This window comes from Armatimonas sp. (assembly GCF_031410135.1).
In the GTDB taxonomy this organism is placed as follows: Bacteria; Armatimonadota; Armatimonadia; order Armatimonadales; family Armatimonadaceae; genus Armatimonas.
The window spans coordinates 1-15,945 of record NZ_JANNYP010000340.1 but is presented as its reverse complement, the minus strand read 5'-3'; the positions used below and the strand labels follow the sequence as shown (position 1 = coordinate 15,945).

The following is a 15,945-nucleotide window of genomic DNA, read 5'->3' as shown; positions in this document are numbered from 1 at the left end:
CCCTCACAGAAGCAGGACTGCGGGGCGTGGTAGCATAGCGACGCAGTGAGTAGGAAACGAATCGTTGTCAAACTGGGAACGTCCACGCTGACGGGCGGCACGACGCGGCTCTCGCGACGGGCGATGCTGGGGATCGTGGGCCAGGCGGCGGAGCTTTTAGAGGCGGGCCATGAGGTCACGCTTGTATCGTCGGGGGCGATGGCGGCAGGGCGCGAGGCGCTGGGCTTTACCAAGCTCCCCCCTCACTTGGCGGGAAAACAGATGCTGGCCGCCATTGGGCAACCGCGCCTGATGCAGGCCTGGGCTGAGCTGTTTAGTATCTATGAGCGCACCGTGGGCCAAGTGCTTCTCACCCGCGGCGATCTGGCCCACCGTAGCGGCTACCTCAATGCCCGCGATGCCCTCGAAGCACTCCTGGCCGCCGGACTGGTGCCCATTGTCAATGAGAATGACACGATTGCCACCGATGAAATTAGGGTCGGGGACAACGACAATCTCTCGGCGCTGGTGGCGAACCTGATCGATGCCGACCTTCTGGTGATCCTCTCGGACATTCCTGGCCTCTACACCGCCGATCCTCGCGCCCACCTAGATGCAGAGTTTCTCTCCGTGATCGAGCACCTCGATGAGAGCCACTTTGCGATGGCGGGTGGCAGCGGCTCGGCGCTAGGAACCGGCGGGATGCTCACCAAGCTCCAGGCCGCTCAGCTCGCCGGGCAGAGCGGCACGACAACGATTATCGCACCCGGCAGCGAGCCACAGATCCTCCCTAGACTGGTCGCAGGGGAACGCATTGGAACCACTATTCTCCCCTCGTCTACTCGTCGAGAGAGCCGCGAGCGCTGGCTCCTCGCTGAGCGTCCAACAGGCACGATCTGTGTGGACTCGGGCGCGGTGCGACGGCTCAAGCAAGGTGGTGCCAGCCTGCTTCCCGTGGGCATCACCAAGATCGAGGGTAGCTTCGAGCGCGGCGATGCCGTGCGCCTGCAAGCGCCTAATGGCAACGCTCTCGCGGTTGGTTTGGTGAGCTACAGCGCCGATGAGCTGCACCAGCTCATGGGGATTTCATCGCGCCAGATCGTCCATATTTTAGGCTATACCTATGGCGAGGAAGCGATCCACCGCGATAACCTGGTGCTAATGTGAACCCATCCCCCACCCTACCCTCCCTGCCCTGAGGGAGGGTGGCGAAGTGAGGAACGAACGAAGCCGGGTGGGTTCGGAGAATCTAATGTGACTATGACTATTGATCTCATTGCCCTCGGGGCGGCGGCGAAAACGGCGTCTCGACTACTGGCTCAAAAGACCACCGACGAAAAAAACGCGCTTCTGCTTGCGCTGGCAGCTGCCGTAGACACAGAGGCAGAGGTGATTCTTGCTGCCAATGCCGTCGATCTAGAAGCGGCGAAGGCAAACGGCACTACTGAGGCACTCCTGGACCGTCTTACTCTCTCGGAAGCGCGGCTGGCGGCGATCACAAGCGATGTGCGGGCGGTCACAACGCTACCCGATCCGGTGGGCGAGATTTTCAATGCAAAGCTGCTCCCCAGTGGCCTCAAGCTCCACCAGCGGCGCGTGCCACTGGGCGTGCTAGGCGTGATCTACGAAGCGCGTCCCAACGTCACCGTGGACATTGCAAGCCTCGCGCTGAAGACGGGCAACGCCGTGATCCTGCGCGGCGGCTCGGAGACGCTACGCACCAATACGGCGCTAGTGACGGCGATGCAGAAAGTATTGCCTAAAGATGCCGTCCAGCTTATCGCTAGCCCGGATCGCGGCTTGGTGAGCGAGCTTCTGCAGCTGCACCAGTACGTGGACATGATCATTCCGCGTGGCGGCGCGGGTCTTCATGATTTCTGCCGCAGGAACAGCACGATCCCGGTAATTATCGGCGGCATTGGGGTGTGCCACTTGTTCGTGGACGCAAGCGCCGACCAGGAAAAGGCGATCCTGGTGATCGTCAACGCCAAGTGCCGCCGCCCGAGCGTCTGCAACTCCCTCGACACGCTACTGGTTCACGAAACCATCGCCGAGGCGTTTCTTCCCCAGGTCAAGGCCGCGCTGGCCGAGCGCGGCGTGTGCTTCGTGGACGATGAGTTCGACACGGAGTGGATGAGCCTGACGCTGGGAATTAAAGTGGTGAAAAGCCTCGACGAAGCGATTGCCCATATCCAGGCGCACTCGTCGCAGCACACCGACGGCATCCTTACCCAGAGCGACACCAACGCCGCCCGCTTTATCGCCGAGATCGACTCCGCCGCGGTGTTTGTGAACTGCTCCACGGGCTTCAACGACGGTGGCCAGTTTGGCCTCGGGGCAGAGGTCGCCATCTCCACCCAGAAGCTCCACGCACGCGGCCCGATGGGCCTGGAGGCACTCACCACCTACAAATGGGTCGGCAGCGGCGACTATCTGGTGCGGGAATAAACCTCACTGCGAAAACACCGTCATAGGACTAACGCCCCATGCCCCCAATGGCTCAAAGACAATGGGGACGGAGGGCTGTATCCCCCCCGGGCCTAAAATGCGAAGCGGGAGCGACACAGAAGAACCATCAGGCTTGGTTATCTGCGCAGTGAGGGTGTAGTCGGCGAGGGGAATATCACGAAAATAGGCGGAATAAAAATTTGGTTTTTGCAGAACCAAGGTTCTAACGATGGTCTTACTCGCCGTGCCATCATAGAGTGGGCTGGTTGGGGTGAAGGTAGCAGTGAGTGTAGAACCCTCCAGGGTCGCAGCATTTTCGGGCAAAACCAAACCAACGATACCTCCGTAGAACGCGATATAGCTCGGGTCACTTGTATTATTGGTAAAGGTATCTCGCGGAGGGGTGTTGCGCTCAAAGCCACGCTTGGGGCCAGAGAGCCGCAGCACAAAGTCACGGACAACACCGCGCCCACTATCCCCACGGAAGTAGCCCTCCGCTGAGCCGTCTTTTTTTCCATCGGTGGGATAGACCTCAAGACTAAACTCTTTTCCATTACGTGTGATGAGCGCGAAGCTCGTGACCCCAACCACCAGAGCTTTCACAGGCCTTCGGTCCATCTCACTGGTGGTGCGAATGGCGTACTGGCCGTTTTGTGCGGTCATCGTTCCCAGATCGGGCAGGGTTCCTACCGGCCCCAGATGTATCTCCCCCGTAAAGCCCATCGCAGTCACTCTAAATCGTGGAATCGGACGACCATCGGCAAAGACGGCACGTCCGATCACGTAGCCCGGTCTTGCTGCCAGCGCCGAGAGCCGCATGGGAGTGGGGGGAGCTGGCGCGGGAGTAGAGGCGGCGGGTGGTGGGGTATTCAGTACGGTGGGACGAACGCCTACCGGGCGGATCGTGGTGCCACGCTCCTTGGCACGACCGGCAACAAACTCCGCTTTGGAAACTTCGCCATTTTTGTCGAGGTCGTACTTAACCCAGCCCCCCTCAAGCTCTTTGCCATCCAGCACGCCATCGGGGTTCCAGTCGAGCTTTTTCCAGAGGATCTCGTCGTCGGCGACACTTCCCTGCGGGGCACCTGCGGCCTTTTGCTCACTTGGCTCGGCCTTGCTCTTCGCTCTCGCGGCGACAAACTCCTTAAAGTCAATGTTGCCATTTCCATCCAGATCGTAGGATCGAATCGCGGGGAGAATCTCGGGCCCGGTCAGGTAGCCATTACCACTAATATCCAACCGGTCAAAGTCGTCTTTGTCGTCGGGGGCTATAGTTGCTCCAACCACCCACAGGCTGGCAAGCACACTACAGAAAAATATACACTTCGATGTTTTCATTTGTTTCCTATTGCCGAACGTGAAGCAATTCTTTCTGCGTTCAAGCACCACCCTACCTAACTTTCTGTAGACGCCATTTTACCCTGGAACACGACAAGCGAAACACCAGAAATCAGGTGCGATAGTGCGTTATCTCGCTCACTGCTATCTCCCCGCTTGATGGGTGCTATACCACCCTGACCAATGCCGCACCGACTTTGCCTCGGAGTTTGCGCTGATCAAGTACGAGGTCGCCATCTCCACCAAATGGGTCGGTAGCAGCGACTATCTGGTACGTCTATAGCCCTGAGAAGACTCATCATGGCTTGTCCCAGCCATCGGACTTATAGATTCGGAAAGCTTCGATCGAGGTCCCATGGCGACCGTACCCAACGATCGTTTTTTTGTCAGACGATATCCCTGTCGCATGGCTGAGTCCCCAGCGGTACTGGGGTGGGATACCCATACCAAAGACATCAATTCCATTGTTCTGGATAACCGTCATGAGGTTTTGAATACCCGTGGCTTGTGTCCAGACCCATGCAGCGTTTGTCGTCGGGCCTACCTTGGCAGTCCCAACAACCGTTGTTCCGTCCGGGGAGACCCCCAGAGCAACATGATCTGCATTCCCAGGCGCAAGTTCACCCAGGTTTACCATTCCTGTTGCTGCTGTCCAGCGGAATGCACGTGCTCCACTGGCACCAACAATCACGCTTCCATCCGTCGAAGCGGCTAAGGCGCGACTGTTGGCAGTGAAGCCTGGCAGAAAGCCCATACCAACTATACCGCCACTGGCAGTCCAGCGAAATGCCTCGGTGGAAGTCCCCGTCGTTGCGCTGGAGTAGCTGGCTCCAACCACGACATTGCCATTGCGAGAGACCCCATAGGCCCAGCTTCCATACGAGCCTCCGGCTAGCTTGCCCAGCCCCTGCATGCCTCCGCTCACAGACCACCGAAAGGCTTGCTCACCCTGGCTGTCGCTGCCCTTCCCCACCACGACCGAACCATCTAGAGAGGCAGCGTAGGCAGTGCAGCTATTGGCACCACCTGCCAAGTCATCGAGCCAGACAAATCCCGTCGCTGCGGTTCCCCGAAAGGCGAGAGTATCACTACTGGAGCTACTCATTCCCACGAGGTAGTTGCCATCCCCCGAGATACCGTAGGCAACACTGGTAAGCCGTGTCCCCAGGTTCCCAAAAACCTGCATTCCACCCGTCTGTGTGTAGAGAAATGCCTCTTCGGTTGCAGAGTTGGATCGGCTATACCCGACAATACGGCCTCCATCGTCGGAGATACCTGTTGCGTAGCTGGAACGTACGGCAATGTCGGTAAGATGGCCCAAGCCTTCGATCGTGATCTTCGCGTGAGAGATGATGCCTGCCGGAAACGCCAACCTGCCCGATTCTTTTTCTTTTAGAGTAATGTATAGGGCGTTGGGAGGTGTGCCTCCGCTGGTACGAACCAAGGCCGTCGCTCCAGAGGGTGTGAAGGTAAAGTCGCCTGTATTGTTGCTGCCCCACTCCCACTGATTCGGGTCAACCGCGACACGTTTCCCCGAGCCATCAAAGGCAACTGCTGTCAGAATGAGCGAGTCGCCCAAGGCCAGAAAGAAGGCCCCTGGCTCAACCCGGAAGCCATTGTTGTAGATGTCAACTTTGGAAATGGTCGAAGCCATAGTCAGGCTTGCGGCCACGGTCTGATCCTTTACAATTGTCAAGCTCACGCTACCGCTTGCCTGAGCGACTCCGGTTCCATCCGGATTGGGGTAGGCAGTGGCCTTTGCCGTGTAGTTTCCAATAGAAAGATCTGAAAAGGTCTCTGTCACGGTATTGGTACCGGCAGGAGGACGAGCAATGACCCGTGTCACCGACATAACACCTGTCAACTCGATGGTGATACTCCTTGCTCCTTCGGGGATTAGGCGGGTCTTTGAATCGGGCCAGACAACTGTAAAGCGCACACTCCCCTTTGCGGCAGGTTTTGGAGAGGTACCTCCCCCACATCCCTGAAAAAGAAGTAACGACGTTGCGTGTAGTATCGAGCGACGGTGAACTTTCATGACTGACATATTTTACACGACAGAGTTTCAGGGGGCTACGGGCTCCCGTCGGGTACCATAAAGGCACTATGTCCCTGACTGCTATCTCCCCACTCGATGGGCGCTATGCCGCCCTGACCCGTCCCCTCGCCGACTTCGCCTCGGAGTTTGCCTTGATCAAGTACCGTGTGACGGTTGAGATTCGTTGGCTGATCCAGCTCTCTCAGGAACCCGAGATCGTAGATGTCCGTGCATTCACCAAGACGGAGCTGCGCCTTCTGGAGGAGCTGATCGAAGGCTTCTGCGTGGACGATGCGACTCTTGTGAAAGACATTGAGCGCACGACGAACCACGATGTAAAAGCCGTGGAGTATTTTTTAAAAGAGCGCCTCGGGGAGAGCAGCCTCTCGGACGTGCTGGAGTGGATTCACTTTGCGTGCACGTCGGAGGACATCAACAACCTCGCCCACGCCCTGATGCTCAAGAACGGCATGGAGTGCGTCCTCCAGCCCAAGCTTCACGAGCTGATCGAAGCCGTTGCTGATTTGGCCCGCCCTTACGCCGCGACCCCGCTGCTCTCGCGCACACATGGCCAGCCCGCCTCACCCAGCACGCTGGGAAAAGAGCTAGCGGTCTTTGTACATAGATGGCGACGCCAAGAAAAGCAGCTCCAGAACCAGGAATACCTCGGAAAGCTCAATGGCGCGGTCGGGTGCTTCAACGCCCATGTCTCCGCCTATCCCGATGCCGACTGGCCCACTATCGCCCAACGTTTTGTCGAGAGTCTCGGCCTGACCTACAACCCACTCACCACGCAGATCGAGTCGCACGACTACATGGCCGAGCTCTTCCACACGCTCACCCGCTTCAATAATATTCTGCTGGATTTTGATCGGGACATCTGGACGTATATTGCGCTCGGAGTGTTTCGGCAAAAAACCGTCAAGGGCGAGATTGGCTCGTCCACCATGCCCCATAAAGTGAACCCGATTGACTTTGAGAACTCCGAGGCCAATGTCGGGATCGCCAATGCCCTTTTCGAGCACCTCGCCAGCAAGCTTGCCGTCTCCCGTCTCCAGCGCGATCTCTCGGACTCCTCGGCGATCCGTAGTATGGGCACGGGCCTAGCACACACACTCATCGCTGCCACCGCAGCCCTACGTGGTCTGCGCAAGCTCACCGTAGACGAAGCCAAGCTCGCGGCGGATTTAGACGCCAACTGGGAAGTTCTCGCCGAGCCGATCCAGACCGTGATGCGAAAAGCGGGCCTTGAGAACCCCTACGAGCGCCTCAAAGACCTCACGCGCGGTGCCAAGATCACCCCGGAAGGAATGCACGCTTTCGTCGAGGGCCTAGAGCTCCCCGAGGACGACAAAGCACGGCTGGCCGCTCTCACCCCCGGCTCCTATATCGGCATCGCGGGGCAGCTTGCCAAAAAAGTGCTGGGTTGATGTAGGTCGGCATTTCTCTGGTGCTTGCGCTAAAATGAGCACATGAGCATTACCATTGATCTCAGCCCGGAGCGCGAGGCACGCCTCACGCAGCGTTTTGGAAGCTCGGCAGCATTTCACGCCTGGCTAGAAGGAGTCATCCAACTAACGGCAGATCAACCAGTGGAAAGCTCCAAGCCCCTAGAAAAGCGTCTGCTCGGACAGCAACGCGGAGTCATAAGCTTTATTGCCGATGACTTCGACGAACCACTACCAGATGCCTTTTGGCTCGGGGAAGATAAATGAAACTGCTGCTGGATTCGCACACGTTCCTATGGGCAATCCAAGAGCCGGAAGAGCTATCTGAGTCTGCTAAGATTGCACTGCAAGACGCTCATAATACACTTCTGGTCAGCCTAGCCACTCTCTGGGAGATCCAGATCAAAAGTGATTTAGGTAAGCTGAAACTCACCATCCCACTCCAACAAATGCTTCAGACGGAAACGAACTCAGGCAGAATGCAGCTGCTTACCATCACACCGCTACATATCTATACCCTCTCCAATCTTCCCATGCATCACCGTGACCCCTTTGACCGTCTTCTCATTGCCCAATCGCAAGTAGAATCCGCTGTCTTTGTAACAAAGGATCATCTGATCGCTGCTTATGATATTTCCACACTTTGGTAAGTCAGGATTTTTTTGAACATGCCACGACGAATTGTCACCGAAGACGGCTCGCGCTTCTGGATTACGGAGCACGAGCTTCCTGAGCTAGCTGCAAACGAAGTCCAGATTAAAGTGCAGCTGGCGGCACCCAAGCACGGCACGGAGGCGCAGCTGATTACGGGCAGCGCGTTTAGTGCCAAACAGTGGAGCCCGGAGCTACGGCTCTTTCTGCCGAAGCCTGAGAGAGATCAAGCCACGACTCCAGACGCTCCAGCGCCGCGTGGGATCGGCAATATGGTGGTCGGGGAGGTCGTGGCGGTGGGCTCCCGCGTGACGAAATTTACCGTCGGGGAGCGTGTTTTTGGCTACGGGCAGGTGCGCGAGCTGCTAAACATCCCCGAGGACAAGCTCTTTGCGCTAGGCAACCTCACGGAATCGGATGCGGTCTGCTGCGATCCCGCGCACGTGGCGTTTGTGGCCGTGCGTGATGGCAATATCCGTGTCGGTGACGATGTGGCGGTCTTTGGGCTGGGCGCGATTGGCCTGCTAGCGGTGCAGATCGCCAAGGCGGGCGGGGCGCGAAGAGTCTTTGCTGTAGACCCGCTCGCGATTCGCCGGGAGCATGCCCTGGCCCACGGCGCGACGGTCGCCTTCGATCCTCTGAGCTGCGACCCGGCGCTGGAGATCAAACTTGCCACCGAGAAGCTCGGCGTGGATGTCTCCATCGAGACCTCGGGCAGTGGTAAAGCGCTCAACGACGCGATCCGCTGCGTACGGCAGTGCGGCACGGTGGTGCATGTCCCGTGGGGACCCAAAGATGCCAGCGCCCTCAAGCTTGGGGAGGAGTTTCACCACAACCGCCCCACGATTGTCGGGAGCCAGGCCTGGGTCGGCTGGGGCAACGCGGATCGCTCCCACCCCCTCTGGGATCACGAGCGGGCGTATGCGGCCACGATCCAGCTCTTTCGAGACGGCAAGCTCACCGGCGAGGGAATCGTCACCCCTATCGTACCCTTAGACGATGCCCCCGACGTTCTCCCGACGATCTTCACCGCCCCCGAAAAATCCATCAAGATTGGCGTCCGATTCGGTGGCTAACCGCTACATCGCTCTTCTGCGAGGAATCAATGTCGGCGGCCACCGCGTGACGATGGAGCGGCTCCGCGAGCTTTTCGTGGAGCTGGGCTTCGCATCTGTCGAGACGTTTATCGCCAGCGGCAATGTCATTTTCGAGACGGACGAGAGGGATACCGCGGCTCTGGAGATACGCATCGAGGCGCACCTGAAGCAAGCGCTGGGCTACGACGTGGCAACTTTCCTACGGACGCCAAATGAGCTCGCCACCGCTTGTGCAGATTGCCCCTTAACTGCCGAAGCCGAGGACTCGCTCTACGTCACGTTTCTTAAAGCCCCCATCGAAGACGCGCTTCAACAGCGTCTTGCCACCCTCGAAACCAAGACCGACGTTTTCGCATTCGCCAACCGTGAGCAGTATCGCCTCGTCCACGGCAAGCTCACCACCTCGGACATTCCCGATGCGACACTAAACCGTGCCATGAAAGGCCTGAGTGGCACAACCCGAAACGTGACGACAGTTAAGAAGCTAGCGACGAAGTACCAAAACTAGCGCTGGATCAGAATGAGGCCCTCTTCTTCGAGATTTTCCAGGAGACGACTCGCGGCAAACTCGGCGAACCGTGGGCCAATCTGCGTATGATACGTCCCGATTCGGTTGCACTCAAGCTGCATGAGAACACTTCCCCGGTCGCCTAGGCTAGCCCGGCCTGCCCCCACACGCGTGAGTGCTCCCAGCTTCGCCACAAGATCCATGGGGCTCCCGCTCAGGAAAATTCCGTCGTCTGTCACAATACACATTGTACTTGTCCTATGTAACAACAAGAAAACCAAAAAGTTTCCTGTCGCTAACTAATCATTGGCACAATGTGATTAATCCCTCAGCCTTTCTCGCGGATTTTCAGAAGCCCTCGCAGCGCCGCACGACCAAAAAAATACGCCATCCCTAGATTGAAGAGTACAACAATAAAAGCGAGTGCAGGAATGCTTTTAAGGGGACGGAGTAAAAATACCCCCATTCCCAGAAAAGCAAGGGACGAAAGAGCGTCCAGGTACCAATACCGGGCAACCGTTTTTCGCTGAGCAGAAGGCATGCTATAATGTATCGTGTCTATGGAACTTTTTCCGGTACATTGACGCACTAAAAACTACGCCACTGAAGGTGGCGTATAACAACATAAGGTATAAGGAGCCAACCATGCTTCGTAATCGTGTAGTTTCGTCTCTGATCGCCCTGAGCGCTCTGAGCCTTTTCTCTCTCTCCGCAATGGCGCAGGGAACCGCAAAGCCCGGCGACAAGAAGCCCGGCGACAAGATGGCCGGCACTAAAAAAACTGGCGACAAGATGGCCGGTGACAAGAAGCCCAGCGGTGGCCCCAAGCGTGGCCCCGATGGCAAGTTCATTAAGGCCGGCGGTGACAAAATGGCAGGCGACAAGAAGCCTGCTGGCGACAAGATGGCCGGTGACAAGAAGCCCAGCGGTGGCCCCAAGCGCGGACCGGATGGCAAGTTCATCAAGGCCGGTGGCGGTGAGAAGTCCGCAACCGCGGGTACTCCCAAAATGGGTGGTAGTACCAAGATGACCGGTGGCGACAAGAAACCCGCGGGCGACAAGATGGCCGGTGGCTCCAAGATGACAGGCGGCGCCGCTGCAGGCAAGCCGACCTGGAATGAAAAAGCCAAGCGCTGGCAAGGGCCAGATGGCAAGTTCATGAAGGAAGCCGACGCTCTCAAGGCAGGCGGCAAGAAGTAACTTGAAAATAAGGCTGGGGCATCTGCCCCAGCCCTATTTCTTCTTCGCCCGCTTTTCGACCGAGCCCTTCAAGTCCTTCAAGAAAGTCTTGAAGCCGTACTTTCGCATCTCCGTCCAAGTCTGATCAAAGCCCCACCCTTGCTGCGTCACGCGCCAGATTCCGATCATCGCTCCGGTTCTGTCGGCCCCGTGCTGACAGTGAACAAAAACAGGCTCCGTAGAGGACTTGGCCAAAAGTCCCAAAAACTCTTTGACTTGCTTCTCGGTGGGCGCTTCAGCTCCCATGGGAATCCTCACCCGCTTAAGCCCTAGAGCTTTCACTGCCGCCTCTTCTTCCGCTTGGCCTTTTTTCTCTATTCGCAGGTCAATAACAGTCCGCACGCCAAGCGCTTTGAGCTTTTTGAGGCCCTCGGCGGTGGGAGCCGCGCCCCGGTAGATTCCTGGAGCCGTGATTGCAAAGTTGGGTAGGTTTTTCTTGTCTTCTTGCATGTTTCGTTTGCTTAGTTTTCCAGGTGTGCCATGTCGTTGAGGCGCAAAAGCTGACCGCCCACGGGAGAGAAACGGACGACGGAGAGGCTGGTATTTCCGAGTGTGAAGTGTCGCATCCCCTCATGCCCATGCCCTGCGGCATAGGCAAGCACAGCGCGTAGCGCTCCTCCATGCCCCACAAGCATCACGCAGCCTTCCAGCGGCTCCGTGGCGGCGACAACTCGCTCCCAGACGCTCTCCTGCGACTCGGCATCAGCGGCACGCTCGTGGCTCCCTGGTGCATAGCCCACCTCGTCGTGCGACTTTCCCTCCCAGGAGCCAAAGCCGCGCTCGCGGAGCCGTGTGTCTGTCTCTAGTAGAAGCCCGGATTCCAGTAACTCAGCAGTCTCCGTAGCGCGTGAGAGATCTGAGGCAAGCAGGCGCTGTGGTATTGGCAGTGCTCCCGCCTGCCAGAGCCGCTCAAGACGCTGCCCTAAAAGACGAGCCTGCATGCGCCCTGTTTCGTTGAGCGGCACATCACACTGCCCCTGCCAGCGGTTCTGCGCATTCCAGTCCGTCTCGCCGTGGCGCACCAAGAGAAGCGTTACTGAACTCACTGCGTCGGAGCCGGGGGAGCACCGTTTGCGGGAGCAGGAACGGGCGTTGGGAGTCCTGGGATGTCTTTGGTCAGCTCCGGGTAGAGATTTTTCCAGCCCGTGACCATCTTCACCATTTTCGTTTGGTTGTCACGCAGAAAGAATGTCGGTGTCTCGCTGACCCCAAGCTGTACTCCCGTATCACGATCGTCGGTTGCAAGCTTGAGAAGAGTCGCATCCGTCTTCGCTTTTGCATAGAGAGCCATATCCAGACCCGCTGCTTTCACGGCCTCGTCAATGATCTCTTGTGTCAAGTCGTCTTTTGGCTTTGCAAGAATACCTTCGTAGACCTCCCAGAACTTGCCTTGTTTATTGGCAAACTCAACAGCAACCGCCGCAGGCGTGGCAAACGGATGTACATTGTCTAAAGGGAAGTGCCGGAATCCAAAGCGTACTTGGGGGAACTCTTTCCCAAATTTTTTCAGCACCATGTCGTAGGTATTACGGCAGGACGGACACTGAAAATCGGCAAACTCGATCACGGTGAAACGGGCCGCAGGAGCGCCTTTAAAGTGTCGTGTGGTCGCCTCTAGCTTTGCGAAAGACTCCATGGTCACCGGAGGCGGCGTAGGAGTTGCCTGTACGGGCTGCTCGGTCGTCGCTTTATTGCTAAAGACAAGAAAGCCACCACCGAGCGCGACAATCGCGCCCATAACGGCGTAGAGTTTTGTTTCAGATTTCATAGTTACTTGGTTGTTTTCCCGATCAGAGGCCGCAGCCAGTCGGTGAGATTCAAAATAAAGATACCCGCAATAATGCCCTGACTGGTCATGCACCACTTACAGATTTTATGGAGAACATTCAGCTCGATATAGGTGAGCCAGAGTGCAAAGCCCAACGCCCCTGTGGCGAGTAGTAGCGCCATTGTTAAAAGCTGCCGACTGCGCACAGCGCTCTCTGTCGTTGTCCGTAAGAAGGCAAGTCCCGCCAGCGCAAGGTAGCCAAACGTCCCCCACATCGCCACAGGCGGGCCGTTGCCAATAGGAAAGCGCGAGTACTTGCTCAGTGCCACACTGGTGCAGTCTGAAGCCTCCGTCATGTGTATACCACAGGGAATGTCTTGGGGATGCGAGTGCATACTCCACATGAAGGCCGCGACCACGATCCCAAAAACGGAAAGAATAAAAGCAAACCGATTGAGAATCACTAAAGATACCTCCTCCGAATGATGACTATTGTACCGCGCAGCACCGTCAGACGTTTCCAGCGCGGTAAAATAGCTCCTGTGACTATTGAAGAACAAGTGCAGCTCCTCGCCCGTGGCGCGAGCCTTATCGTCCCTGAGAACGGCCTGAAGGCCAAGCTGGAGAAATCCGCCAAGACCGGCAAGCCACTGATCGTCAAGCTGGGCCTCGATCCGACGGCTCCGGATATTCATTTAGGTTTTGCTGTGGTGCTGCGTAAGATGCGCCAGTTCCAGGATTTAGGGCACCGCGTGACGATTATCATTGGTGACTACACCACGCTCATTGGCGATCCGTCAGGACGCTCGGCCACGCGCCCCATGCTCACCAGCGAGCAGATCGCGGAAAATGCCGCGACCTATGTGGATCAGCTCTCAGTGATCTTGAACAAAGAGAAGACCGACGTGCGCTTCAACTCAGAGTGGCTAGGCAAGCTCAGCTTCGCGGACTTGGTCAAGCTCACGAGCAAGATCACGGTCGCGCAGGTGCTCACTCGCGACGACTTTAAGAAGCGCTGGGATGCCAACCAGCCTATCTCGCTCCACGAGCTGCTCTACCCGCTGGCGCAAGGCTACGACTCGGTAGCGATTCACGCCGATGTGGAGATGGGCGGCCTCGACCAGACGTTTAATATCCTCACGGGCCGCGAGCTCCAGAGCGACCCGGAGATCGCGCAGGATCCCCAGATCGGGTTCTTCATGCCACTCCTCGTCGGGCTGGACGGCGTGAAGAAGATGAGTAAGAGCCTAGGCAACTACATCGGGATCGCCGAGCCCGCGCTCTCGCAGTACTCAAAAGTGATGAGCCTCGCCGATGCGCAGATGGGAACGTATTTCCTGCTCTGCACCGATGTCCCCACGGCAGAGTTTGCGGAGATTCTGAAAGCCCAAAACCCGATGGAGGCCAAGCACCGCCTCGCAGGGGAGATTGTCACGATCTACCACGGCGCAGAAGCGGCCAGCGCGGCCAGCGACGAGTGGAAGCGCATTCACTCCGCCCGCCAGTTCCCCAGTGACGCGCCCGAGCTGACGGTTCCTGAGAACCCCATCAATATCGTCGCGCTGGTTCGGCACGGCAACTTCGCCCCCAGCAACGGCGAAGCGCGCCGGCTGATTGAGCAAGGCGGCGTGAAGCTCAATGGAGAAAAGCTCTCCGACCCAGCCGCAACAATCACCATCACCGACGGCGACGAGTTCCAGGTCGGCAAGAAAAACTTCGCCCGGCTAAAAGTCTAGCGCACTAGTTTCGCACGGAACCGAGAGCCATCTTCTCGGTTTCGTGGTGCTCCTAGTCCCTCCGCGAGAGCTTGCCCACTAACGAGACGTAGATAGCGGTGGGAAGCGAGCGAGAGAAGCGTGATGTCTCCCTGAGCCGTCTCGATCCACTGAAAAGGCTCCATCTCCTCAACAGACCCCATACTAGGCCGGAGCGCGATACGCCCCTGGCCTCGGTCAATGACCTTGAACTGTGTGGCACCACCGACAGTGAGTGCTTGGCCACTTCCAACTTCGGTGAGCGTGATGGTTTTCCCGTACGGAATGGGCTTGGTCAGCCCGTGGCACAGCGGCTCACTGACCGTGAAGCCAGCAAAGTCCGCGTGGCCACCAGCGGCTCCCGACGTGCTGTAGTTGAAGAGGGAGTAGCGTATGCCCTGGAAGGTCTTGAGCTGGAAAACCATCTTAAACTCCTCACCTAGAGGCTGGAAGCTCTTTCCATTAACGCTAAAGCTAAACTTTGCCTTCTCCGTGAAGAAGTCACACTCCGCCCGGAGCCAGACGCGTGTGCCACGAAGCGGCGCTTGGGCCGTCTTACCCGTGGTCTTATCGAGCTGCTCCATCACAAAGCCACTTGCCTCGCAGCGCACCCCGATCCAGGCATACGGCGAGTTAAGCAAGCCAAGTCCCGCCAGATCACCGGGCTTCATGCCGCCCAGTTCTAGCTCCACCGTGGGGATTGAGACCGGCCCAATGGCGCGCTGGGTGAGCGTGTTGCGTGCCTGCCAGAAATCAGCGGCAGGAAGCGCGTGCAGACGCAGAAAGCCGGGGCGCTCGGTGAGGGACCACTTGGCGTTGTCTGGCGCGTGGTTCCACTGCCAGATCGGCTTGAGGGTCTTGCCGGAGAAATCATCGCTGTGCTCGTAGGGAGCCATAGGCTTGGAGTTCGTCCCTGTCTTGGGCTTGCTCCAGGTGCGCGGCGAGCGCCCGAGGTTGCCGGGGAGCCCAAAGTAGGGCCAGCCGTCCTTCCAGGTCACCGGCGAGAGCCCCGTCAGCCGCCCCAGGGAGTTGAAGTCCATCATCGAGAAGCCCCACCACTCACCTGCGGGAGTCTCGACAATACCGCCCTGGTGCATCGCGCCCTTGGCGATCCCAAAGTCCTCCCCCTCTGAGATTACTTTGACTTCGTAAGGGCCTTCGGGGCGATCCGCGCGGGCACAGGGCATCTTCATCGTCCCCAGGTACCAAGCGCTCGTAATAAAATACTTGCCATTGATCTTATAGAAATGCGCCCCCTCGCCCATGCCGTCGCTTTGCTTGAACAACACGCGCTCTGTTCCGGGGATGGCATCGGTAAGCTCGCTATTGAGCTGAGCAATACGCAGGTCCCGGTAGCCCCAGACCACATAGATCTTACCGTCGTCGTCGAAGAGCACCGACGGGTCATGAAAGCCAGTCTTCATTGACCAGTGCTTCCAAGGCCCAGCGGGGTTGGTCGCGGCGTAGACCTGCATCGGCTGGCCCCGGACATTGGTGAAGATATAGAACGTCCCTTTGTGGTAGCGAAAACTGGGTGCCCAGATGCCCTGGCCGTAGATCGCCTTGCCGTCTTCTAGCCGGTACTCCGGGCCAAAGTCGAGCTTTTCGCAGGCATAGCTGAGAAATTTCCAGTTGACCAGGTCTTTGGAGTGGAGCACGGGGAGGCCAGGCATGGCG

The 15,945-nt window shown here is 57.9% G+C and carries 18 protein-coding genes; 9 read left to right on the top strand and 9 right to left on the bottom strand.

Annotated features, from left to right (window positions below; genetic code table 11):
* Positions 1-45 precede the first annotated feature (45 nt).
* A complete protein-coding gene (proB, locus tag RMO15_RS12505) occupies positions 46-1,146 on the top strand; it encodes a glutamate 5-kinase (RefSeq protein ID WP_309712855.1) in 1,101 nt (366 codons plus the stop codon).
* 93 nt (positions 1,147-1,239) lie between these two features.
* Complete coding sequence (locus RMO15_RS12500) at positions 1,240-2,427, top strand: glutamate-5-semialdehyde dehydrogenase (protein WP_309712853.1); 1,188 nt, start codon at positions 1,240-1,242, stop codon at positions 2,425-2,427.
* Between the two features lie 3 nt (positions 2,428-2,430).
* Here the strand turns inward: RMO15_RS12500 and RMO15_RS12495 are convergent, their stop codons facing one another.
* Positions 2,431-3,765 (bottom strand): EF-hand domain-containing protein, encoded by a 1,335-nt coding sequence (locus RMO15_RS12495; RefSeq protein WP_309712850.1) that lies wholly within the window; start codon positions 3,763-3,765, stop codon positions 2,431-2,433.
* Between the two features lie 298 nt (positions 3,766-4,063).
* Positions 4,064-5,617 (bottom strand): hypothetical protein, encoded by a 1,554-nt coding sequence (locus RMO15_RS12490; protein WP_309712847.1) that lies wholly within the window; start codon positions 5,615-5,617, stop codon positions 4,064-4,066.
* A 254-nt stretch (positions 5,618-5,871) separates the two neighbouring features.
* Between RMO15_RS12490 and purB the strand changes: the two genes are divergently transcribed.
* The 5 genes from purB to RMO15_RS12465 are packed head-to-tail and all read left to right on the top strand — an operon-like array spanning position 5,872 to position 9,507.
* Positions 5,872-7,233 (top strand): adenylosuccinate lyase, encoded by a 1,362-nt coding sequence (gene purB, locus RMO15_RS12485; RefSeq protein ID WP_309712844.1) that lies wholly within the window; start codon positions 5,872-5,874, stop codon positions 7,231-7,233.
* Positions 7,234-7,275: 42 nt separating this feature from the next.
* A complete protein-coding gene (locus tag RMO15_RS12480) occupies positions 7,276-7,518 on the top strand; it encodes a hypothetical protein (RefSeq protein ID WP_309712842.1) in 243 nt (80 codons plus the stop codon).
* Positions 7,515-7,901, top strand: a complete 387-nt coding sequence (locus RMO15_RS12475; RefSeq protein ID WP_309712840.1) for a type II toxin-antitoxin system VapC family toxin — start codon at positions 7,515-7,517, stop codon at positions 7,899-7,901. Before RMO15_RS12480 ends, RMO15_RS12475 begins: the two co-directional genes overlap by 4 nt.
* 18 nt (positions 7,902-7,919) lie before the next feature.
* Positions 7,920-8,978 carry a zinc-binding alcohol dehydrogenase gene (locus tag RMO15_RS12470; RefSeq protein WP_309712837.1) on the top strand — a complete coding sequence of 353 codons (1,059 nt, stop codon included), beginning with the start codon at positions 7,920-7,922 and terminating at the stop codon, positions 8,976-8,978.
* The gene (locus RMO15_RS12465; RefSeq protein ID WP_309712835.1) at positions 8,956-9,507 is read left to right on the top strand and encodes a DUF1697 domain-containing protein; all 552 of its coding nucleotides are present in this window, start codon (positions 8,956-8,958) and stop codon (positions 9,505-9,507) included. Before RMO15_RS12470 ends, RMO15_RS12465 begins: the two co-directional genes overlap by 23 nt.
* Here the strand turns inward: RMO15_RS12465 and RMO15_RS12460 are convergent.
* Entirely contained in the window at positions 9,504-9,746 is a 243-nt protein-coding gene (locus RMO15_RS12460) for a hypothetical protein (RefSeq protein ID WP_309712832.1), read from the bottom strand. The two genes, RMO15_RS12465 and RMO15_RS12460, sit on opposite strands and share 4 nt — an antisense overlap.
* 89 nt (positions 9,747-9,835) lie before the next feature.
* On the bottom strand, positions 9,836-10,048 hold the full coding sequence (locus RMO15_RS12455; RefSeq protein ID WP_309712829.1) for a hypothetical protein: 213 nt from the start codon (positions 10,046-10,048) through the stop codon (positions 9,836-9,838).
* Positions 10,049-10,152: 104 nt separating this feature from the next.
* Here RMO15_RS12455 and RMO15_RS12450 point away from each other — a divergent pair, with 104 nt between their 5' ends.
* Entirely contained in the window at positions 10,153-10,707 is a 555-nt protein-coding gene (locus RMO15_RS12450; RefSeq protein ID WP_309712826.1) for a hypothetical protein, read from the top strand.
* A 33-nt stretch (positions 10,708-10,740) separates the two neighbouring features.
* Here the strand turns inward: RMO15_RS12450 and RMO15_RS12445 are convergent, their stop codons facing one another.
* Genes RMO15_RS12445 through RMO15_RS12430 form a run of 4 tightly spaced genes read right to left on the bottom strand, consistent with a single transcriptional unit; the run spans position 10,741 to position 12,978 of the window.
* Complete coding sequence (locus RMO15_RS12445) at positions 10,741-11,196, bottom strand: tyrosine-protein phosphatase (RefSeq protein ID WP_309712824.1); 456 nt, start codon at positions 11,194-11,196, stop codon at positions 10,741-10,743.
* An 11-nt stretch (positions 11,197-11,207) separates the two neighbouring features.
* On the bottom strand, positions 11,208-11,792 hold the full coding sequence (locus RMO15_RS12440) for a histidine phosphatase family protein (RefSeq protein ID WP_309712821.1): 585 nt from the start codon (positions 11,790-11,792) through the stop codon (positions 11,208-11,210).
* Positions 11,789-12,514, bottom strand: a complete 726-nt coding sequence (locus RMO15_RS12435) for a thioredoxin domain-containing protein (protein WP_309712818.1) — start codon at positions 12,512-12,514, stop codon at positions 11,789-11,791. Before RMO15_RS12435 ends, RMO15_RS12440 begins: the two co-directional genes overlap by 4 nt.
* A 2-nt stretch (positions 12,515-12,516) precedes the next feature.
* On the bottom strand, positions 12,517-12,978 hold the full coding sequence (locus tag RMO15_RS12430) for a vitamin K epoxide reductase family protein (RefSeq protein ID WP_309712813.1): 462 nt from the start codon (positions 12,976-12,978) through the stop codon (positions 12,517-12,519).
* Positions 12,979-13,056: 78 nt separating this feature from the next.
* On the opposite strand from RMO15_RS12430, the gene tyrS reads away from it, so the two are divergent.
* Positions 13,057-14,250, top strand: coding sequence for a tyrosine--tRNA ligase (tyrS, locus tag RMO15_RS12425; RefSeq protein WP_309712811.1), 1,194 nt, complete (start codon positions 13,057-13,059; stop codon positions 14,248-14,250).
* Here tyrS and RMO15_RS12420 read toward each other — a convergent pair.
* Positions 14,247-15,945 (bottom strand): glycoside hydrolase 43 family protein (locus RMO15_RS12420; RefSeq protein ID WP_309712808.1); only part of this gene is annotated, 1,699 nt, incomplete at its 5' end. The two genes, tyrS and RMO15_RS12420, sit on opposite strands and share 4 nt — an antisense overlap.